Consider the following 20,028-nt stretch of genomic DNA (forward strand, 5'->3'; position numbering starts at 1 on the left):
TTTCGCTAGCAAGCCCGCTCCCACATTCGACCGTGTTCCTCTGATTAAACGCGGTCAAAATGTGGGAGCGGGCTTGCTCGCGAAGAGGCCCTTACAGGCACCTCAAGAAGCCAGGCTCTTCCTGAACCTGGCCAACGCCACCGCAAAAAACACCAACCCAATCCCCACCAACGCCAGCAAATCCGGCCACACCACGCCCACGCCCGCATCGCGAAACAAAATCGCCGCACTCAAACTCACAAAGTGCGTCGACGGCGAGCCCTGCATCACCCATTGCAACCACTCGGGCATGCTGTCCAATGGCGTACTGCCGCCAGACAGAAGCAGCATTGGAATAATCACCGGAATTGCCAGCAACCCGAACTGCGGCGTCGAACGCGCAAGGGTGGCGAGAAAAATCCCCAAGGCGGTGCTGGCAAACAGGTACAGCGCCGTCACCAGCAAAAACAGGCTCAGGGACCCGGCCAGCGGCACGCCGAGCAAACCTTTGACTACCAGCTCCAGCGACAGCCACGTGCACAGCACCACCACCAGCATGTTGCTCCAGATTTTTGCCAGCATGATTTCCAGCGCGGTCAGCGGCAGCACCAGCAAATGGTCGAGCGTGCCGTGTTCACGTTCGCGCAGCAGCGCCGTGCCGGTGAGCACGATGGCCAGGATGGTGATGTTGTTGACGATCTGGATCACCGCCAAAAACCAACCGCCTTCCAGGTTGGTGTTGAACAGCGCCCGTGTGGTCAACTGCGCAGGCACCTTGCCCGCCGCGTCGGGTTGCCCGCCGTAGCGCTGCAACTCACGCTGGAAAATCCGGCCGATATAGCCTGCGCCCATAAATGCCTGGCTCATCGCCGTGGCATCGACGTTTACCTGCACGCCCGGCTGACGCCCGGCCAACAGGTCCGCCTGGAAGTTGGCCGGCACGTTGATCACGAAGGTGTATTCGCCGCTGTCCATGACCTTGTCCAACTGGTCGTAGGCCAGTGGCGCAGGCGGCTGAAACTCCGGTGGCTGCAACGCCTCGGCCATCTGCCGCGACAGCGCGCTGTGGTCTTCATCGATAAAGGCCACGCTGGCGTTGTGCACGCCAATCACCGAACCGGCGGCGGGCATGTAGATCGCGACCGTAAAGGCGTAGGCCAGAAACAGCAGCAACACGCTGTCGTGACGCAGGCTGGTGAGTTCCTTGAGGCCCAGGCGCAGGATATGAGCGAGCTTGTTCATCAGGCCTCCTGCTTCTTGAGCATGATCAGGCTCAGCCCGGTGAACCCGACGAAAAACCCGAACAGCGCCAGGCATTGCGGCCACAACTGGCGCAGGTCCAGGGCCTTGGTGAAGGTGCCCACGGCGATATCCAGAAAGTGCCCGGCGGGGAACAACATCCCCATCAGCGCGGCCGCACCTTCCAGCGACGAGCGCGGCACGATCAACCCGGAGAACTGGATGGTCGGCAGGCTGGTGATGATCATGGTGCCGAGGATCGCCGCGATCTGGGTGCGAGTGAACGCGGAAATCAGCAGGCCCATGCTCGTGGTAGCGAGCACATACAACAGGCCGCCGACCGCCAGCGCCACGCTACTGCCCTTGAAAGGCACGCCGAACAGCCAGCGGTTCATCGCCACCAGCAGCGCCAGGTTGACCAGGCTCACCGCCAGGTACGGCGCCTGTTTGCCCAGCAGAAACTCCAGGCGCGTCAGCGGCGTGGCGTAGAAATTGGTGATCGACCCCAGCTCCTTCTCACGCACGATGCCCAACGCGGTGAGCATTGCCGGGATAAACGCCAGGATCAGCGCCATCACGCCGGGGCCGATGGCGTTCACACTGACCACATCCTGGTTGTAGCGAAAGCGCGTTTCCAGCTTGGCGGCAGCTTGGGGGCTACGGGGCAGGCTGCTCAGTTCGGCCAGTTGTTGCAGATTGCCTTGGTGCACCGCTTCGACGTAGTTACGGCTGGTTTCGGCGCGAAACGGCATGCCGCCATCGATCCAGGCGGCTACCGTGGGTTGGCGGCCGGCGTACAGGTCGCGGCCAAAGCCGGGCGGGATCTCCAGCGCCAGTTTGATTTCCGAACGTTGCAGGCGCCGGTGCAGTTCACTGGCATCGCGGATCGGTGCTTGTTCGGCGAAGTAGCGCGAGCTGCGGAAGGCTTCCAGGTAGGCGCGGCTTTGCGGGGTCTGGTCCTGGTCGTAGACGGCGAACGCGAGGTTTTCCACGTCCAGGGAAATCCCGTAGCCGAAGATCACCATCATGAACATCGCCCCGAGCAGGGCGAAGGCCATGCGCACTTTGTCGCGCAGCAGCTCCTTGCCTTCGCGGCTGGCCACGGCCAACAGGCGGGCGATGCTGAAACCGCGTTTGCGGGTGGGCGGCGTGCTGCTTTCGCTGACGGTTTTGTTCGGTGCGCCAGGTTCGGCTTCGCCCTGTGCTTGTTGCAGGCAGGTGACGAACGCGGCTTCCAAGGTGTCGCCGTGGAAGTGCTGTTGCAGTGCGTCGGGTGTGTCGCAAGCCAGCACTCTGCCCGCGTGCATCAGCGAGATGCGGTCGCAGCGCTGGGCTTCGTTCATAAAGTGGGTGGACAGAAAGATCGTCACGCCTTGCTCGCGGGACAACTCAACCAATAGCCGCCAGAAATCATCCCGCGCCGCCGGGTCGACGCCCGAGGTCGGCTCATCGAGGATCAGCACTTCCGGGCGATGCAGCACCGCCACCGCCAGTGAGAGGCGCTGACGCAGGCCCAGGGGTAACTCGCCGGAGGGTTGCTCGGCCACTTCACCGAGGTCGAAGCGCTGGATCAGCTCGTCGATACGCGGGCCGCTGTCGGCCTTGGGCAAGTCGAACAGTTGCGCATGCAGCACCAGGTTCTGGCGCACGCTGAGTTCGCCATACAGCGAAAAGCTTTGCGACATAAAGCCCACGCGCTTGCGCGTCGCCAGGTCCTTGGCATTCACCGGGTTGCCCAGCAGCGTGGCACTGCCTTCGGTGGCCGGCATCAGCCCGGTCAGGACTTTCATGGTGGTGGTTTTGCCGCAGCCGTTGGAACCGAGAAAGCCGAAGATCTCGCCGCGGCCAATCGCAAAGCTGACCTTGTTCACCGCCGTGAAATCCCCAAAGCGCAGCGTCAGGTCGTGGGCTTCGATAGCGATATCCGTGTTGCCACTTTCGCGCGGCGGGATCACCAGCGGCTGGTTGTTGTGGGCGCTGTCACCCTGGAAATGAGTAAAGGCTTCATCGAGTTTGCCGCTGGGTGTAACGGCTGCCAGTTCGCGGCTCAGGCCGTCGGCGATCAGCTTGCCGCGATCGAGCATCAGGCAATGCTCGAACTGCTCGGCCTCTTCCATGTAGGCGGTGGCCACCAGCAGCGTCAGCTGTGGGCGCTCGCTGCGCACGGTGTCGACCAGCTCCCAGAAACGCCGGCGCGACAGTGGGTCGACGCCGGTGGTGGGCTCGTCGAGGATCAACAAATCCGGGTCGTGGATCAGCGCGCAGCACAGGCCGAGCTTTTGTTTCATACCGCCGGACAACTTGCCCGCCGGGCGTTCTGCGAAGCGCGCAAGGTCGGTGGCCAGCAGCAGGTTGTGCATGCGCTGCTCGCAATCGGCTTTGGACAGGCCGAACAGCGTGGCAAAGAAACGGATGTTTTCGCTGATGGACAACTCGGGATACAAGTTGCCGCCCAGACCTTGAGGCATAAACGCGATGCGCGGGTACAGGCTATTGCGGTGGCGGCGATCTTCGATGGCGCCGCCAAGCACCTCAAGCTGGCCTGCCTGCAGTTTCTTAACCCCGGCGATCAGCCCCAGCAAACTCGACTTGCCCGCGCCGTCCGGGCCGATCAACCCGCAGCGGGTACCGGCCGGCAGGCTGAAGGCGATGTCGACCAGTGCTTGTTGCTTGCCGTAACGGTGGTGGATGCCGGTGGCGTGCAGCGCCAGGCCGCTCATTGCAGGTTGGCCGGCCAGTCGATATCAGCCGTGCGCACATAACCCGCGCCGGGCATGCCCGGTTTGGCTTGCGGCACGGCGCTGGGTTGGGTCAGGCGCAGCTTGACGCGGAATACCAGTTTCTGGCGCTCGTCGCGGGTCTCCACCTCTTTGGGGGTGAATTGCGATTTGGCCGCGACAAAGCTGATTTTCGCCGGCAGCGGTTGCTGGGGCAGGGCGTCGAGCAGGATGCGTGCGTCGCTGCCGACGGTGAGGCGGCCGGTGACGGAGGCCGGCAGGTAGAGGTTCATGTACTGATCATTCGGGTCAATCAGCAGTAAAACTCTGCCGCCTGCGCCGAGCACTTCACCCGGTTCAGCCAGGCGCAATTGAATGATGCCGTCGATGGGCGCGCGCAGGCTGCTGTCGTCGATTTCGCTGGTGAGCTGGGCCACCTGGGCCTGGGCCGCACCGATGGCCGCTTTCACCGAATTAACCTGCGCCTGGGCGGCGATCACGGCCGCGTTGCCGGTGTTCTGGCGTGCTTGCTGCTGGTCGATCAACTGGCTGCTGGCAAAGCCGCGCTTGTACAGCTCCTGGGTGCGTCTGAGTTCCTGGTTGGCCAGCAATTGCTCGCTTTGACGCAACTGCACGTTGGCCTCTGCGGCGGCGAAGTTCTCCTTGGCGCGCAGCACTTCGGCCTCGGCCTGGGCGCGCTGGGCTTCGAGGGTGCGGGTGTCCATGCGTGCGAGCAATTGGCCTTTGAGCACCTTGTCGCCTTCATCCGCGCGCACTTCGGCCAGGCGCCCGGGGATCTTGGCGGCGATCTGTACTTCGGTGGATTCCAGGCGGCCATTGCCCATGCTCAAGCCTTCGGGCAGGCGGTCCTGAGTCGATCGCCAATAACCGAACCCGCCGGCACCCAGCAACAAGGTGATGAGCGCGACGGCGAAAAGGCGCGACATAGTGTGATTGGTAGACATGACGGCATCCTGCGGCATTAGCATCCTAGTTTGACCGATGCCGCCCGAAGGCTCTTGATACCGGTCAAATGAAGCGCAAGCCTAACCCGCTTGGCGTGAAGATGCTTGCATCACAGGTGTGACCGCAGGGTTCTGCCTTTTCAGCGCAGGGCGAGCACCGCTGCCCATTGTTCGGCCGTTACCGGCATCACCGACAATCGACTGCCTTTTTGCACCAGCGGCAATTCAGCGAGGGCGGTTTGTTGTCTCAGGTAGCCAAGGCCCAGCACCTTTGGGAAAGTCTCGACGTGGGCCACGTTGAGTGCCGTCCACGGGTTTTTCTCCGGCGTGGCTTTGGCATCGAAGTAGTGGCTTTCGGGCTCCAGCGCGGTCGGGTCCGGGTAGGCTGCCTCGACAATTTTGCCGATACCGGCAATGCCCGGCTCAGGGCAGCTGGAGTGGTAGAAGAAAAACTCATCGCCAACCGCCATGGCTCGCAAAAAGTTGCGTGCCTGATAGTTGCGCACGCCGTCCCAGCGCGTTTCACCGAGCTTTTCCAGGCCTTTGATGGAGAGTTCATCGGGCTCGGATTTCATCAGCCAGTAGGCCATTTTTGGGCTCCTGAAAAAGGCATTGGGTAAGTTGTCAGGCAATTCCATGACAAACCGACAGTCGGTTGGCGTCAAGGTTTGCGTGTTGGGTCACGTTACCGCAGAATGCCCGCTTTTAAGCTTGGCGCAGCTGCAACGGACTACTTTGGAACGTTGTTGTCATCGTGTACGAGGTGCCTGAAGGGGGGCAATCGATGCAACGTAAACCGGATTTACTATGGATTTTGGTTATTTTGTTTGGTCTGGGCGTCGTGACCACCGGGTATGCCCAGAGCTTGTGGTCGAACAAGACCGATGCACCGGTTGAACTGGCTCAGCAGCAGCCACAACCGTTCAAGCGTTAACACTTCTTTTTAAGGCGTCGCTGGTTCCAGCGACGTTTCTGCGACATACCATTTCTTATCGGTGACCGTGCCAGCCAATGGCACATCCCAGCTCGCCTGCGCCAAACGGTCGACCTTCTGGCATTCATGGGCCAGGCCCAGCAACGTGGGTTTGCGCCAGTTTTTGCGCCGAGCCAGGTAGGCCAGGCTGCGGTCATAAAACCCACCGCCCATGCCCAGGCGTCCACCCACATCATCGAAGCCCACCAGCGGCAACAGCACCAGGTCCAGCGCCCAGACGTTGCGCTGGCGGTTGGCATTGACGTGCGGCTCAAGGATGCGAAAGCGGTTGGGCAATAACTTATCCCCAGGCCGCACGCGCTGAAACACCATCTTGGTGCGCGGCCAGGCACTGAGTACTGGCAGATAAGTGGCCTTGCCCCGGCGCTGGGCAGCGCGCAGCAGCAGGCGCGGATCGATTTCACCGTCCGTGGGTAGATATAAAGAGATATGTTTGGCCCGGCGAAACAGCGGGTGCTGTGCCAGTTGCCGATACAGGCCGTGGGCAGCCTTGCGCTGCTCGCTCGGCGTAAGGGCGCGGCGGGCTTTGCGCAACATGCGTCGAAGTTGCGGACGGGAAAGCGGCGCAGGTTCGGTCATGGTTGTTCGGCTCATAAAACAATGCCAGTCCTGAGACTGGCATTGAGTTTTGGAATTCAGGCTCCCCGACAGAGCCGCTGTCGACTTAGCCCTTGAACCCGAAAGTTCAAGGTGGAAGATGCAGTAGGCTTTAAGGCTTTCCGTCTAGCGGACATGCACACCAGCCCAACGTGCAACTTCCAGGGTAGTGCGAATCGGCTCAGGGACATCGCCGACTGGCAAACACGCCAGGGAGTGAGGCGAGTATACCTTAAACAGACGCGTCATTCAGCCCTTGGGTGGCTCTGGATCGGTAGAAAGTGCCAGATCCACGCGTTCGAGCAGGTCGCGCACCTGCTCACGTGTCGAGCCGCTGGCCTGCACGTCAGGCCGTTCCTGCTTATGCAGCAGGTCGTGGGTGATGTTCAGCGCGGCCATCACGGCGATACGGTCGGCGCCGATGACTTTGCCGCTGCTGCGGATTTCACGCATCTTGCCGTCCAGGTAGCGGGCAGCACTCACCAGATTGCTGCGTTCTTCCTGCGGGCAGATGATCGAATATTCTTTGTCGAGGATCTGCACGGTAACGCTATTGCTTGAACTCATGAGTCTTGCTCCAGGGCCTTCAGGCGCGAAATCATCGATTCGACCTTACGCCGGGCGATTTCGTTTTTTTCAATGAGGTGAGCGCGTTCCTCGCGCCAGGTCTTTTCCTGAGCTAATAGGAGTCCGTTTTGACTCTTAAGTTGCTCGACCCGATCAATTAGCAGTTCGAGTCTGGCCATCAGCGCTTGCAGGTCGGTGTCTTCCATTGGGTTCCACTGGATTTGTCTGATGAATGGCAACTTCAGGATAAACGATCTGACGCCCTCGATAGTCTTGGTACGTCTGCCGGTGCTAGGATACAGCGCTTCATTCTAGACATTGCGCCGTCTGGCGCCTAGCTCACCATGCCTATTCAGAACTCCCCGTACGACGCTTTTTCCAAACTGCTGAGCTCCAGCGGTCATCCTTGCTCGCCTGCCGAACTGCACGGCGTGCTGTTGGGCCGCAGCTGCACGGGTGTTGGCTTCGATGCCGACAACTGGCTGGCCGATGTGGCCGAGCTGCTGGAAACCGAACCCACCGAGAACGTGCGAAACGCGCTGATCGGCCTGCAAGAGATGGTCAAGGGCGAGCTGACCGGTGATGACGTCACCGTGGTCCTGCTGCTGCCGACCGACGATGCGCCGCTCACCGAACGCGCCGCCGCACTGGGCCAATGGTGCCAGGGCTTCCTGCACGGCTTTGGCGTAAATGCCGGTGGCCTGGAGCTGAGCACCGACGCCAAGGAAGTGTTGCAAGACCTGGCGGCCATCTCCCAGGTGCAAGATGCCCTGGAAGAGTCCGAGGACGGCGAAGGCGACTATATGGAAGTGATGGAATACCTGCGTGTCGCGCCGCTGCTGCTGTTCACCGAGACCAAAAAATCCGCTGAGCCAGCCGCACCCAAGCCGTCGCTGCACTAAGCAAGGAAACCCATCTGCCCATGATTCATATCCCGAAAGCGGAATACACCCGTCGCCGCAAGGCGCTCATGGCGCAGATGGAACCCAACAGCATCGCGATCCTGCCGGCCGCCGCCGTGGCCATCCGCAACCGTGATGTCGAGCACGTCTACCGCCAGGACAGCGACTTCCAGTACCTGAGCGGCTTCCCTGAACCCGAAGCGGTGATCGTGCTGATGCCCGGTCGCCAGCATGGCGAGTACGTGTTGTTCTGCCGCGAGCGCAACGCCGAACGCGAATTGTGGGACGGCCTGCGCGCCGGTACTGAAGGCGCCATTCGCGACTTTGGCGCTGACGACGCGTTCCCCATCACCGATATCGACGACATCCTGCCCGGCCTGATCGAAGGCCGCGACCGGGTGTATTCGGCCATGGGCAGCAACGCCGAATTCGACCGGCATGTGATGGAATGGATCAACGTGATCCGTTCCAAAGCGCACTTGGGCGCCCAGCCACCGAACGAATTTGTTGCCCTGGATCATCTGCTTCACGACATGCGCCTGTATAAATCGGCGGCGGAAGTGAAGGTGATGCGCGAGGCCGCGCGGATTTCCTGCGCGGCCCACGTCAAGGCGATGCAGGCCAGCCGCGCCGGGCTGTATGAATTCAGCCTCGAAGCCGAGCTGGATTACGAGTTCCGCAAGGGCGGTGCGAAGATGCCGGCCTACGGCTCCATCGTCGCCGCCGGGCGCAACAGCTGCATCCTGCACTACCAGCAGAATGACGCGCTGCTCAAGGACGGCGACCTGGTGCTGATCGACGCCGGTTGTGAGATCGACTGCTACGCCAGCGATATCACGCGCACGTGGCCGGTCAGCGGCAAGTTTTCGCCCGAACAAAAGGCGATCTACGAGATTGTGCTGGCCTCCCAGGAAGCCGCCTTTGCCCAGATTGCGCCGAACAAACATTGGAACCAGGCCCACGAGGCGACCGTGCAGGTCATCACCGCCGGGCTGCTGCGGCTGGGGTTGTTGCAAGGTGACGTCGACGAGCTGATCGCCAGTGAAGCCTACCGTGCCTTTTATATGCACCGCGCCGGCCACTGGCTGGGCATGGATGTGCACGATGTGGGCGAATACAAGGTGGGCGGTGAATGGCGTGTGCTGGAAGTCGGCATGGCGTTGACCTTGGAGCCGGGGATTTATATTTCGCCGGACAACCAGAATGTGGCAAAGAAATGGCGTGGCATTGGCGTACGCATCGAGGACGACGTGATAGTGACCAAGCAAGGCTGTGAGATTCTGACCGGCGGCGTCCCCAAAACCGTCGCCGAGATCGAAGCGCTGATGGCGGCTGCCCGATGAGCCGGGTCAACCTGGCGATTATCGGCGGCGGCCTGGTGGGCGCCAGCCTGGCGTTGGCCTTGCAGGCCGGTGCCAAGGCGCGGGGTTGGAAGATCGTGCTGATCGAACCGTTCGCGCCGGGTGACACTTACCAGCCGAGCTACGATGCGCGTTCTTCGGCGCTCTCCTACGGCGCGCGGCAGATCTATCAGCACCTGGGTGTGTGGCAGGACATCTCGCGCCGCGCCGAGCCGATCAAACAGATTCATGTGTCGGACCGGGGGCGGTTCTCCACTGCGCGCTTGTCCGCCATGGAAGAAGGCGTGCCGGCCCTCGGCTACGTGGTGGAAAACGCCTGGCTCGGCCAGTGCCTGTGGCAAGGCCTGGACAAAGAGGTGGTGAGCTGGCGCTGCCCGGCGGAAGTCACGCGTATGGAGCCGCTGCCCGACGGTTATCGCCTGACCCTCAACGATGAAACCGTGCTGGACTGCGACCTGGCGGTATTGGCCGATGGCGGCCGCTCCGGTTTGCGCGAGCAGTTAGGTATTGGCGTGAAAACCCGCCCGTACAACCAGAGCGCGCTGATCGCCAACATCACCCCAAGCGAAGCCCACAACGGCGAGGCCTTCGAGCGTTTTACCGATGAAGGCCCGATGGCCCTGCTGCCGTTGCCGGACAACCGCTGCGCGCTGGTGTGGACGCGCATCGGCATGGACGCCCAGCGTTTGGCCAACCTCGATGAGCGCAGTTTCTTGAGCGAACTGCAGGGCGTGTTCGGCTACCGCCTGGGCACCCTCAAGCAAGTCGGCGCACGGCACCTGTACCCGCTGACGCTGGTGGAAGCCGAAGAACAAGTGCGCTCGCACCTGGCGATCCTCGGCAATGCCGCCCACAGCCTGCACCCGATTGCCGGACAGGGGTTCAACCTGTCCCTGCGCGATGCCAATGCCTTGGCCGAAGCCTTGCTGGCCGGGCCGGCGGTGCCGGGTGACTTGGCGACCTTGCAGCGTTACCGCGAAAGCCAGCATCTGGACCAGAAACTCACGGTGGGTTTCTCCGATCAAGTCACGCGCCTGTTTGGCAGTGCCCAGCCGTTAGTGGCTTTGGGCCGCAACATGGGCCTGCTCGGCCTGGACCTTTTACCGCCGGCCAAACGCTGGTTTGCTCGTCAGGCCATGGGCCTGGGAACGCGCCCCGATGCGTAAGTGGTTGATTCAACGTTTGGGTAAAGCGCGGCTGTTGCGTTGGGTCATGACCCTTTATCCGCCCTATCTCGGGGCGGGGATAAGCGTGCAGCACATGAGCGCTGACTTTCGTCATGTCAAAGTGCGCATGGGCCTGGGCTGGTACAACCGCAACTATGTCGGCACGCAATTTGGCGGCAGCCTGTACTCGATGGTCGACCCGTTCTACATGTTGCTGTTGATGGAAAACCTGGGTCGCGACTACATCGTGTGGGACAAGGCTGCGAGCATCGACTTCGTGTCGCCAGGCAAAGGCCCGGTATACGCCGAATTTTCCATCGACGACGCCTTGCTGGACGAGATTCGCCGGCAAACCCAAGGTGGCGAGAAGTACCTGCCCCACCTCAAGGTCGAGATTCATGACGGCTCCGGCACCCTGGTGGCGCGGGTCGACAAAACCCTTTACGTGCGGCGCAAGCCGCCAGCAAAGCAGGCTTAAAGCATGGACATGCGCGCAGATGTGCTGATTGTCGGGGCCGGAATGGTCGGAAGCGCCCTGGCGCTGGCGTTGCAGGGCAGTGGCCTGCAGGTGCTGCTGCTCGACGGCAGCGCGCTGAGCGTCAAGCCATTTGACCCTACGGCTGCCTTCGAGCCACGGGTGAGCGCCTTGTCGGCCGCCAGCCAGCGCATCCTTGAGCGCCTCGGCGTGTGGGACGGCATTGTATCGCGGCGCGCCAGCCCCTATGGCGAGATGCAAGTGTGGGACGGCAGCGGCACCGGGCAGATCCACTTCTCGGCGGCCAGTGTGCACGCCGAAGTGCTCGGACATATCGTCGAGAACCGCGTGATTCAGGACGCGCTGCTCGACCGCCTGCATGACTGCGACCTGGGCCTGCTGGCCAATGCCCGCCTGGAACAAATGCGCCGCTCCGGCGATGACTGGCTGTTGACCCTGGCTGACGGCCGTAAACTGCGTGCGCCGCTGGTGGTCGCCGCCGATGGCGCCAACTCCGCCGTGCGCCGCCTTACCGGCACAGCGACCCGTGAGTGGGATTACCTGCATAACGCCATCGTCACCAGCGTGCGCAGCAGCCAAGCCCATCGGCGCACGGCATGGCAGCGGTTTACCGACACTGGCCCGCTGGCGTTTCTACCACTGGTGCGCGATGGCCAGGAAGACTGGTGCTCGATCGTCTGGTCGACCACCCCGGCCGAATCCGAGCGCCTGATGGCGCTGGACGATGAGAATTTCTGCCGAGAGCTGGAGCGCGCCTTTGAAGGGCGGCTTGGCTCGGTGATCAGTGCCGACCCGCGCGTTTGCGTGCCATTGCGCCAACGCCACGCCAAACGCTATGTGGCCGAAGGCCTGGCGCTGATCGGCGACGCCGCCCACGTGATCCACCCATTGGCGGGGCAAGGCGTGAACCTGGGGTTCCTCGATGCCGCCGTGCTGGCTGAAGTGCTGTTGGCGGCAACCGAACGCGGTGAGCGTCTGGCCGATGTGAAGGTGTTGAGCCGCTACGAACGTCGGCGCATGCCGCACAACCTGGCGCTGATGGCGGCCATGGAAGGCTTTGAACGCCTATTCCAGGCCGACCAGCTGCCGCTGCGCTGGCTGCGCAACGCCGGGCTGAAAATCGTCGACCAGATGCCCGAAGCCAAAGCCGTCTTCGTCCGCCAGGCCTTGGGCCTCACCGGCGACCTCCCGGAACTGGCCAAACCCTGAATTGCAATGCGTCCCCCTGTGGGAGCGGGCTTGCTCGCGAAAGCGGTGTATCAGTTACACATGTATCGACTGACACGACGCCTTCGCGAGCAAGCTCGCTCCCACAAGGGAAAGCGCTGTGCAACATCTCGTAACGCCTCCACCAAGCGCTACCAAATGTGAGTCCTTATCATTTGCCCTCTTTTTGCAAATGAGAGACCGCACCCATGTTGGCACCCAAGCGCCTCCTGACTGCCCTGGCACTCACCCTTATCGGCAGCACCACCGTGCAGGCAGCCGACGAAGTCGTGGTCTACTCCTCGCGCATCGACGAACTGATCAAGCCGGTGTTCGATGCCTACACCAAAAAGACCGGCGTGCAGGTGAAGTTCATCACCGACAAGGAAGCCCCGCTGATGCAGCGCATCAAGGCCGAAGGGGAGAACGCCACCGCCGACCTGTTGCTCACCGTCGACGCCGGCAACCTTTGGCAGGCTGAGCAAATGGGCATCCTGCAGCCATTCACCTCGGCGGTGATCGACAAAAATATTCCGCTGCAATATCGCTCCTCGAACCACGCCTGGACCGGCTTGAGCCTGCGTGCGCGGACCATCGCCTATTCCACTGCCCGTGTTAAGCCGGGTGACCTGACCACTTACGAAGCCCTGGCCGACAAACAATGGGAAGGCCGCCTGTGCCTGCGCACGGCGAAAAAGGTCTACAACCAGTCACTGACCGCCACCCTGATCGAAACCCATGGCGCGGCCAAGACCGAAGAAATCGTCAAAGGCTGGGTCAACAACCTGTCCACCGATGTGTTCTCCGACGACATCGCCGTGCTGGAGGCGATCAACGCCGGACAATGCGACGTGGGCATCGTCAACACCTACTACTACGGTCGCCTGCACAAGCAGAAGCCGGACCTGGCGGTAAAACTGTTCTGGCCGAACCAGGGCGACCGTGGCGTGCACGTGAACCTGTCGGGCATTGGCCTGACCCGGCACGCACCGCACCCGGAAGCGGCCAAGGCATTGGTGGAGTGGATGACCACGCCTGAAGCGCAGCAGATCTTCGCCGACGTGAACCAGGAATTCCCGGCCAACCCGGCGGTGCCGCCATCGGCGGAAGTGGCGACCTGGGGCAAGTTCGTGGCCGATACCTTGCCGGTGGAAGTGGCAGGCAAGCGCCAGGCTGAGGCTATCCGCCTGATGGATCGCGCCGGCTGGAACTGACTACAATTTGCAGGCAAGCGCCGAACTAAATGTGGGAGCGGGCTTGCTCGCGAAAGCGTCCCGTCAGTCGATACACATGTGACTGATACGCCGCCTTCGCGAGCAAGCCCGCTCCCACATTGGTTGGTGGCGCGTTCAAGACAACCGACACTCTGAGAGTCCTTTCCTTGGCCCACCCCGCCCAACGCCGCTGGTACCTGCCGGTCTTCAGTGTCGCCGCCCTGGTGCTGCTGCCGCTGAGCGTGCTGTTGCTGTCCTGGCAAAGTATCGACGCGCAAATCTGGTCGCACCTGTGGGACACCCAGATGCCACGCCTGCTGGGCAATACCCTCACCCTGGTGCTGGGCGTGGGAGTGGGGGTGACGCTGCTGGGCGTAAGCCTGGCCTGGCTGACCAGCCTCTGCGAGTTTCCCGGGCGGCGCTGGCTTGATTGGGCCTTGATGCTGCCTTTTGCCATTCCCGCCTACGTACTGGCCTTTGTGTTTGTCGGCCTGCTGGATTTCGCCGGCCCGGTGCAAAGCCTGCTGCGTGAATGGTTCGGCACCGGCCTGCGGCTGCCGCGCGTGCGCTCCACCAGTGGCGTGATTATCGTGTTGGTGCTGGTGTTCTACCCCTACGTCTACCTGCTGGCACGCACCGCGTTTCTGGCCCAGGGCAAAGGCCTGATGGAAGCGGCGCGGGTGCTGGGGCAATCGCCCTGGCAGGCGTTCTGGCGCGTCGCGCTGCCCATGGCGCGGCCGGCGATTGGAGCTGGCGTGGCCCTGGCCCTGATGGAAACCCTGGCGGATTTCGGCGCGGTTTCGGTGTTCAACTTCGACACCTTCACCACCGCCATCTACAAAACCTGGTATGGCTTTTTCAGCCTGTCCAGCGCCGCCCAACTCGCCAGCCTGTTGCTGCTGGTGGTGATGCTGGTGCTGTACGGCGAACGGCGTGCCCGTGGTGCCAGCCGCCCGAGCAATGAGCGGCCACGGGGCCAGGCGCTGTATCACCTGCGTGGGTTCAAGGCGGCAGCGGCCAGCACGTGGTGCGGTGTGGTGTTCGCCTGCGCCTTTGTCATCCCCTTGCTGCAACTGGTCGCCTGGTTTTGGCAGCGTGGCCGCTTTGACCTGGATGAGCGCTACACCGGCCTGATCGTCCACACCCTTTACCTGGGCGGTATTGCCGCGCTGATCACGGTCAGCGTGGCGCTGATACTGGCCTTTGCCAACCGGCTGGCGCCGACCCGGGCGATTCGCTCCGGTATCAGCCTGGCTAATGTCGGCTATGCGCTGCCGGGCTCGGTGCTGGCAGTGTCGATCATGTTGGCGTTCAGCTACCTGGACCGAGAGCTGGTGGTGCCGCTGTCGGGCTGGCTCGGCGGCGCGGGTAAGCCCTTGCTGCTTGGCAGCCTGTCGGCACTGGTGCTGGCGTATCTGGTGCGCTTTCTGGCGGTGGCTTACGGGCCGTTGGAAAACAGCCTGGCTCGAATCCGCCCGTCGTTGCCCGAAGCGGCACGCAGTCTCGGAGTGAGCGGGCCACGACTGTTTTGCAAAGTGTATCTGCCGTTATTGCTGCCGGGCACGTTGAGCGCGGCGTTGCTGGTGTTCGTCGATGTGCTCAAGGAAATGCCCGCAACCTTGCTGATGCGCCCATTTGGCTGGGACACCCTGGCAGTTCGCATCTTTGAAATGACCAGTGAAGGAGAATGGGCGCGAGCCTCGTTGCCGGCGCTGACCCTTGTGCTGGTGGGGCTGCTGCCGGTCATCGGCTTGATCCGACGCTCTGCGCGGCAAATCGGTTAGGTGCCAGTCCTACGGCTTGCGGCTACAATGCGCGGCATTCGGTGCGCTTCGTCTTTCGGAGCGAGTCGCTGGGCGTGGCTGCAGGCCTTGTAATTCAAGGCGTTCAGTGCAAACAGCAGCTCCGCGCACCTTCGCCAAGCCCGGAAGGAGAAACCCATGGGACAGCGTACGCCTCTGTATGACCTGCATCTCGCCCTTGGCGCGAAAATGGTCGATTTTGGCGGTTGGGATATGCCTCTGCACTACGGCTCGCAAGTTGAAGAACACCATCAGGTGCGACGCGACTGCGGGGTGTTCGATGTATCCCATATGACCGTGATCGATGTCACCGGCCCTCAGGCCAAGGAATGGCTCCAGCACCTGCTGGCCAATGATGTCGACCGTTTGCATGGCTGCGGCCGTGCGCTCTACAGCGCCATGCTCAACGAGCAGGGCGGCGTGGTGGACGACATGATCGTCTACCGCGCCGAAGCCGGTTACCGGCTGGTGGTCAACGCAGCCACCCGCGACCAAGACATGGCCTGGATGCAGGCGCAACTGGGCAGCTATTCGGTGCAACTGCAGGAGCGGTCCGAGTTGGCCATGCTCGCCATTCAGGGGCCCCACGCCCGGCAGAAAATCGCCGAGCTGGTCACCCAGTCGCGCGGCACCCTGATTCATCAGCTCAAACCCTTTGAAGGCCACGCTGACGGCGACTGGTTTATCGCCCGTACCGGCTATACCGGTGAAGACGGCCTGGAGATTGTGCTGCCTGCCGATCAGGCACCGGGTTTTTTCAACGATCTGGTGGGCGCGGGTATTTCACCCATTGGCCTTGGCGCTCGCGATACCCTGCGCCTGGAAGCCGGCATGAACCTGTATGGCCAGGATATCCACCAGCAGGTTTCGCCCTTGGCGGCGAACATGGCCTGGAGCATTGCCTGGGAACCTGCCGGTCGCAACTTCATTGGCCGCAGCGCGCTGCAAGCAGAGCTGGCGGCGGGTGTGCAGTACAAATTGGTCGGGCTGGTACTGGAGGAGCGTGGAGTTTTGCGCGCTCACCAAGTGGTTCGTATCGCCAATGTTGGCGAAGGGGAGATCACCAGTGGTAGTTTCTCTCCTACGCTGAGCAAATCCATTGCCCTGGCGCGCGTACCGACGGCCACCGCCGATCGGGCCGAAGTGGAAATCCGCGGCAAGTGGTACCCGGTTCGAGTGGTCAAACCGACCTTCGTACGCCATGGCAAAACCTTGATCTAACATTTCCGGCAGGCCGAAGGCCGCTGACATTTCTTCTTGAGGACACAGATTATGAGCGATATCCCAGCTGACCTGCGTTTTGCCGAAAGTCACGAATGGGCCCGTCTGGAAGCCGACGGCACTGTGACCGTCGGGATTTCCGACCATGCACAGGAAGCGTTGGGTGATGTGGTGTTTGTTGAGCTGACGGAAGTGGGCAACGTATTTGCTGCCGAAGATCAGGCGGGTGTAGTGGAATCGGTGAAAGCCGCCTCGGATATCTACTCGCCGATTGCTGGCGAAGTGATTGCGGTGAACGACGCCCTGAGCGGCGAGCCTGAGTTGTTGAACACCGACCCTTACGGCGCCTGGATCTTCAAGCTCAAGCCAAGCAACCCGGCCGACCTGGAAAAACTGCTGGATGCTGCGGGTTACAAAGCTGCCATCGGCGAGTAAACCCTGAGCCTTGCCACGGCACAAATCAATGTGGGAGCTGGCTTGCCTGCTCCCACAGTTGATTGTTGCAAGCCAACGCTTTTTGTTTAACCCGCTTTCAACACTGCTTTAACCGCCGCAACAGACCGCTCCACGTCCGCCTCCGTCATCGCCGTGAACATCGGCAACGACACGATCAAACGCCCAACACGTTCCGACACCGGGAACATGCCTTCCTTGAAACCCTGTGCCCGATACAGGCTCAGCAGGTGGATCGGCGGGTAGTGATAGCCAATACCGACGCCATGCGCCTGCATCTGTTCCATGAAGGTGGCGCGTGCCGGCTTGCCATCCTGACGCTCCGGCAATACCAGTTGGAACAGGTGCCAGTTGCTGTTTTCGAAGTCTGCCGGCGGCAGTTGTGCGCCGTACTGCGCTTCGAAATCACTGCCGAAGCATCTGAAGTAGTGGCGCGCCAGGTTCTGGCGATGGGCAGTGATTTTCTCGATATGAGCGAACTGGCCCAGGCCGATGGCTGCAGCGATGTCGGTCATGTTGAACTTGCCGCCCAACACATCCACGTCCAGGCCATCGAAACCGGTGCGGGTAACGCCCTGCAGGCGATATTTCTCGGCCAGGCGGGCTTCTTCGGCGTTGTTCAATACCAGGCAACCGCCCTCGGAAGAGGTGATGTTCTTGTTGGCCTGAAAACTGAAGGATACGAAGTCGCCGGTTGCGCCAATGCGTTCGCCATCCCAGTTGGAGCCCAGTGCCTGGGCAGCGTCTTCGATGATACGCAGGTTGTACTTGTTGGCCAGTGCATACAGCATCGGCATATCCAGGGGCAGGCCCGCCAGGTACACAGGAATGATCGCCTTGGTACGTGGGGTGATTGCAGCTTCCACTTGGGCCAGGTCGATATTGCGGGTAACCGGGTCGATATCGGCAAATACCGGCGTGGCGCCGACTTCCAGAATCACGTTGGCAGTGGCGACCCAGGAGATCGGCGTGGTGATGACTTCATCCCCTGGGCCAATCCCGGCGATGCGCAGGGCAATTTCCATGGTGCAGGTGCCGGAATTGAACGTCCGCACCGGGCGGCCGCCAAAGTATTCCGACAACTGTGCTTCGAACGCCTGCACTTTTGGCCCACTGGTGATCCAGCCCGAGCGCAGTACATCGCCGACCGCCGAGATGGTGGCTTCATCAATGGTAGGTTTGGAAAACGGCAGAAAGGGCTGTTGGCTCATAACGACGAAGGCATCCGTTTCAGATAGGCGATGAGTAATAAACGTATCAGTACCGCATGGTTGCACGGTTCGACTGAATATAGCCTGTCACGGGTGAATGAATCGTCATGTTACGAGCAAAAAAATGCCGCTCCCAAAGAGCGGCATTTTTTATAGGCGTTTTACTCGGTCACAGCATTTTTGGCGAGGATAGCGTTGGCCAACTCCATATCCGTGGCCTTGAGGCCTGGGTTGTCAGCGCGGACCTTCTGCATGGCGGCTTCCAGGTATGGACCGCGGATGCCGCCATCGCTGGCAACAAAGCTGCCTGCGTCGTCCTGGGCGGCGACCACCAGCTTGTGGTCCTTGAAGGTCAGGTACGTCGAGCCGGTAGTAGCGCCCGATGAGATGACATTACGCCAGAAGCTGTCGGCCATGGCTGAACCGACTGGAAGGGAAAGCACAGCGAGGGTTGCGACAGCATATTTGAGACGCATGATGGGTGACTCCGACTGGGTTATCTGAACGGTTTGATTATAGTTGGCCCCGCTGAGTTCCCTATCGGACTAAACCGTTTCGACCTGTAAAACCACTCCGTCCTGACCAATGACGCGTACTTGAGCCCCTACAGGGCTGTCCGGGCCGTTGGCCATCCACACGCCATCACCGACTTTTATCTTGCCTCGGCCATCGACAATGGCCTGATGCACCATAAACGTACGGCCGATCAGCTCCGAGCCACGCATGTTCAGCCCCGGCTGGTCACTGACCTTGGCACTGCTGCGCTGGCGTTTCCACCAATAGACGGCGGTCAAAATCGACAGCACGGCGAACAACAGCAGTTGCCATTCCAGCCCGAGCGGCGGCACCAGGAACTTGATCACGCCTACAGCGGCAGCGGCGATGCCCATCCACAGCAGGTAACCGCCGGCGCCGAATACTTCAAGAATCAACAGTACCGTGCCCAGTGCCAGCCAATCCCAGAACGACAGATGCTGCAGGAAATCCCACATGGCAGTTGCCTCAGCCTTTCTTGTTGTCGAAAGTTGCCTTGACGATTTCGCCGATGCCGCCGACGGCGCCAATCACTTGGCTGGCTTCCAGCGGCATCAGGATGACTTTGCTGTTGTTGGCCGATGCCAGCTTGCCCAAGGCATCGATGTATTTTTGCGCGACGAAGTAGTTAACCGCCTGCACGTTGCCCGACGCGATGGCCTCGGAGACCACTTGTGTGGCACGGGCTTCGGCCTCGGCCTGACGCTCACGGGCTTCGGATTCCAGGAAAGCCGCCTGGCGACTGCCCTCGGCCTCAAGGATCTGCGCCTGCTTTTTACCTTCGGCCGTCAGGATCGCCGATGCCCGCAGGCCTTCGGCTTCCAGGATTTGCGCGCGTTTGATCCGCTCGGCTTTCATCTGGCCGGACATGGCGGCCATCAGGTCGGCAGGCGGGCTGATGTCTTTGATCTCGATGCGGGTGATCTTGATGCCCCACGGCGCTGTGGCTTCATCCACGGTGCGCAGCAGTTTTTCGTTGATGCCGTCACGCTGGCTCAGCATGGCGTCCAGCTCCATGGAACCAAGCACGGTGCGGATGTTGGTTTGCAGCAGGTTGCGGATGGCGTGCTCGAGGTTGTTGACCTCGTAGGCGGCCTGGGCGGTGTTGACCACCTGGAAGAAGCACACGGCGTCGATTTGCACGGTGGCGTTGTCGGCGGTGATCACTTCCTGCGGTGGAATATCCAGCACGCTTTCCATCACGTTCATCTTGCGACCGATGCGGTCCATGATCGGAATAATGATGTTCAGGCCAGGCTTGAGGGTGTTGGTGTAGCGGCCGAAACGCTCGACAGTCCACTGGTAGCCTTGGGGCACCACTTTAAAACCCATGAACAGGATGGCAATGGCCAAACCCACGAAAAGAAGCAGTACGGTTCCGATCTGCATAGCGATTCCCTATCT

21 protein-coding genes and 1 other RNA gene are annotated in these 20,028 nt (G+C 61.5%); 10 read left to right on the forward strand and 12 right to left on the reverse strand.

Going from position 1 to position 20,028, the window contains the following annotated elements:
* Window positions 1-102 precede the first annotated feature (102 nt).
* The 4 genes from BLV67_RS17225 to BLV67_RS17240 form a co-directional block, all read right to left on the reverse strand.
* Window positions 103-1,221, reverse strand: a complete 1,119-nt coding sequence (locus tag BLV67_RS17225; RefSeq protein WP_069787106.1) for an ABC transporter permease — start codon at window positions 1,219-1,221, stop codon at window positions 103-105.
* Window positions 1,221-3,938, reverse strand: coding sequence for a ribosome-associated ATPase/putative transporter RbbA (gene rbbA, locus BLV67_RS17230; RefSeq protein ID WP_069787105.1), 2,718 nt, complete (start codon window positions 3,936-3,938; stop codon window positions 1,221-1,223). The genes BLV67_RS17225 and rbbA overlap by 1 nt, the downstream gene beginning before the upstream one ends.
* Window positions 3,935-4,900 (reverse strand): HlyD family secretion protein, encoded by a 966-nt coding sequence (locus BLV67_RS17235; RefSeq protein WP_069787151.1) that lies wholly within the window; start codon window positions 4,898-4,900, stop codon window positions 3,935-3,937. The genes rbbA and BLV67_RS17235 overlap by 4 nt, the downstream gene beginning before the upstream one ends.
* Before the next feature lie 140 nt (window positions 4,901-5,040).
* The gene (locus BLV67_RS17240) at window positions 5,041-5,490 is read right to left on the reverse strand and encodes an EVE domain-containing protein (RefSeq protein WP_069787104.1); all 450 of its coding nucleotides are present in this window, start codon (window positions 5,488-5,490) and stop codon (window positions 5,041-5,043) included.
* Window positions 5,491-5,684: 194 nt separating this feature from the next.
* On the opposite strand from BLV67_RS17240, the gene BLV67_RS32970 reads away from it, so the two are divergent.
* Window positions 5,685-5,834, forward strand: a complete 150-nt coding sequence (locus BLV67_RS32970) for a hypothetical protein (RefSeq protein ID WP_010207387.1) — start codon at window positions 5,685-5,687, stop codon at window positions 5,832-5,834.
* A 9-nt stretch (window positions 5,835-5,843) separates the two neighbouring features.
* Here BLV67_RS32970 and BLV67_RS17245 read toward each other — a convergent pair whose 3' ends face one another.
* The 4 genes from BLV67_RS17245 to BLV67_RS17260 form a co-directional block, all read right to left on the reverse strand.
* A complete protein-coding gene (locus BLV67_RS17245) occupies window positions 5,844-6,473 on the reverse strand; it encodes a 5-formyltetrahydrofolate cyclo-ligase (RefSeq protein WP_065931844.1) in 630 nt (209 codons plus the stop codon).
* 58 nt (window positions 6,474-6,531) lie between these two features.
* Window positions 6,532-6,710: non-coding RNA, 6S RNA (ssrS, locus tag BLV67_RS17250), on the reverse strand.
* A gap of 30 nt (window positions 6,711-6,740) precedes the next feature.
* Window positions 6,741-7,058, reverse strand: a complete 318-nt coding sequence (locus BLV67_RS17255; protein ID WP_065931843.1) for a cell division protein ZapA — start codon at window positions 7,056-7,058, stop codon at window positions 6,741-6,743.
* Window positions 7,055-7,264 carry a TIGR02449 family protein gene (locus BLV67_RS17260; RefSeq protein ID WP_003177365.1) on the reverse strand — a complete coding sequence of 70 codons (210 nt, stop codon included), beginning with the start codon at window positions 7,262-7,264 and terminating at the stop codon, window positions 7,055-7,057. The genes BLV67_RS17255 and BLV67_RS17260 overlap by 4 nt, the downstream gene beginning before the upstream one ends.
* A 138-nt stretch (window positions 7,265-7,402) precedes the next feature.
* Between BLV67_RS17260 and BLV67_RS17265 the strand changes: the two genes are divergently transcribed.
* From BLV67_RS17265 to gcvH, 9 genes are all read left to right on the forward strand, one after another.
* Window positions 7,403-7,960 carry a YecA/YgfB family protein gene (locus BLV67_RS17265; protein WP_017135268.1) on the forward strand — a complete coding sequence of 186 codons (558 nt, stop codon included), beginning with the start codon at window positions 7,403-7,405 and terminating at the stop codon, window positions 7,958-7,960.
* Window positions 7,961-7,980: 20 nt separating this feature from the next.
* Window positions 7,981-9,303, forward strand: a complete 1,323-nt coding sequence (pepP, locus tag BLV67_RS17270; protein WP_069787103.1) for a Xaa-Pro aminopeptidase — start codon at window positions 7,981-7,983, stop codon at window positions 9,301-9,303.
* Window positions 9,300-10,487: a 2-octaprenyl-6-methoxyphenyl hydroxylase gene (gene ubiH / locus BLV67_RS17275; RefSeq protein WP_069787102.1), complete on the forward strand. Its 1,188-nt coding sequence runs from the start codon at window positions 9,300-9,302 to the stop codon at window positions 10,485-10,487. Before pepP ends, ubiH begins: the two co-directional genes overlap by 4 nt.
* Window positions 10,480-10,965: a DUF4442 domain-containing protein gene (locus BLV67_RS17280; protein ID WP_058421186.1), complete on the forward strand. Its 486-nt coding sequence runs from the start codon at window positions 10,480-10,482 to the stop codon at window positions 10,963-10,965. Before ubiH ends, BLV67_RS17280 begins: the two co-directional genes overlap by 8 nt.
* Window positions 10,966-10,974: 9 nt before the next feature.
* Window positions 10,975-12,192, forward strand: coding sequence for a 2-octaprenyl-3-methyl-6-methoxy-1,4-benzoquinol hydroxylase (locus BLV67_RS17285; RefSeq protein ID WP_167365883.1), 1,218 nt, complete (start codon window positions 10,975-10,977; stop codon window positions 12,190-12,192).
* 206 nt (window positions 12,193-12,398) lie between these two features.
* Complete coding sequence (locus BLV67_RS17290; RefSeq protein WP_065931839.1) at window positions 12,399-13,403, forward strand: extracellular solute-binding protein; 1,005 nt, start codon at window positions 12,399-12,401, stop codon at window positions 13,401-13,403.
* A 167-nt stretch (window positions 13,404-13,570) separates the two neighbouring features.
* Complete coding sequence (locus BLV67_RS17295) at window positions 13,571-15,187, forward strand: ABC transporter permease (RefSeq protein WP_065931838.1); 1,617 nt, start codon at window positions 13,571-13,573, stop codon at window positions 15,185-15,187.
* Window positions 15,188-15,343: 156 nt separating this feature from the next.
* Complete coding sequence (gcvT, locus tag BLV67_RS17300) at window positions 15,344-16,426, forward strand: glycine cleavage system aminomethyltransferase GcvT (RefSeq protein WP_069787100.1); 1,083 nt, start codon at window positions 15,344-15,346, stop codon at window positions 16,424-16,426.
* 51 nt (window positions 16,427-16,477) lie between these two features.
* Window positions 16,478-16,861, forward strand: coding sequence for a glycine cleavage system protein GcvH (gene gcvH / locus BLV67_RS17305; protein ID WP_065931836.1), 384 nt, complete (start codon window positions 16,478-16,480; stop codon window positions 16,859-16,861).
* Between the two features lie 86 nt (window positions 16,862-16,947).
* On the opposite strand, the gene BLV67_RS17310 is transcribed toward gcvH, so the two are convergent.
* The 4 genes from BLV67_RS17310 to BLV67_RS17325 all read right to left on the reverse strand — a co-directional run bounded on the left by BLV67_RS17310 (window position 16,948) and on the right by BLV67_RS17325 (window position 20,013).
* A complete protein-coding gene (locus BLV67_RS17310) occupies window positions 16,948-18,090 on the reverse strand; it encodes a DegT/DnrJ/EryC1/StrS family aminotransferase (protein ID WP_069787099.1) in 1,143 nt (380 codons plus the stop codon).
* A gap of 161 nt (window positions 18,091-18,251) precedes the next feature.
* Window positions 18,252-18,566 carry a DUF2388 domain-containing protein gene (locus BLV67_RS17315; protein ID WP_043046966.1) on the reverse strand — a complete coding sequence of 105 codons (315 nt, stop codon included), beginning with the start codon at window positions 18,564-18,566 and terminating at the stop codon, window positions 18,252-18,254.
* 69 nt (window positions 18,567-18,635) lie between these two features.
* Complete coding sequence (locus BLV67_RS17320; RefSeq protein ID WP_065931835.1) at window positions 18,636-19,082, reverse strand: NfeD family protein; 447 nt, start codon at window positions 19,080-19,082, stop codon at window positions 18,636-18,638.
* 10 nt (window positions 19,083-19,092) lie between these two features.
* A complete protein-coding gene (locus tag BLV67_RS17325) occupies window positions 19,093-20,013 on the reverse strand; it encodes an SPFH domain-containing protein (RefSeq protein ID WP_065931834.1) in 921 nt (306 codons plus the stop codon).
* Window positions 20,014-20,028: the final 15 nt, after the last annotated feature.

The sequence above is a fragment of the Pseudomonas salomonii genome (genome assembly GCF_900107155.1).
In the GTDB taxonomy this organism is placed as follows: Bacteria; Pseudomonadota; Gammaproteobacteria; order Pseudomonadales; family Pseudomonadaceae; genus Aquipseudomonas; species Aquipseudomonas salomonii.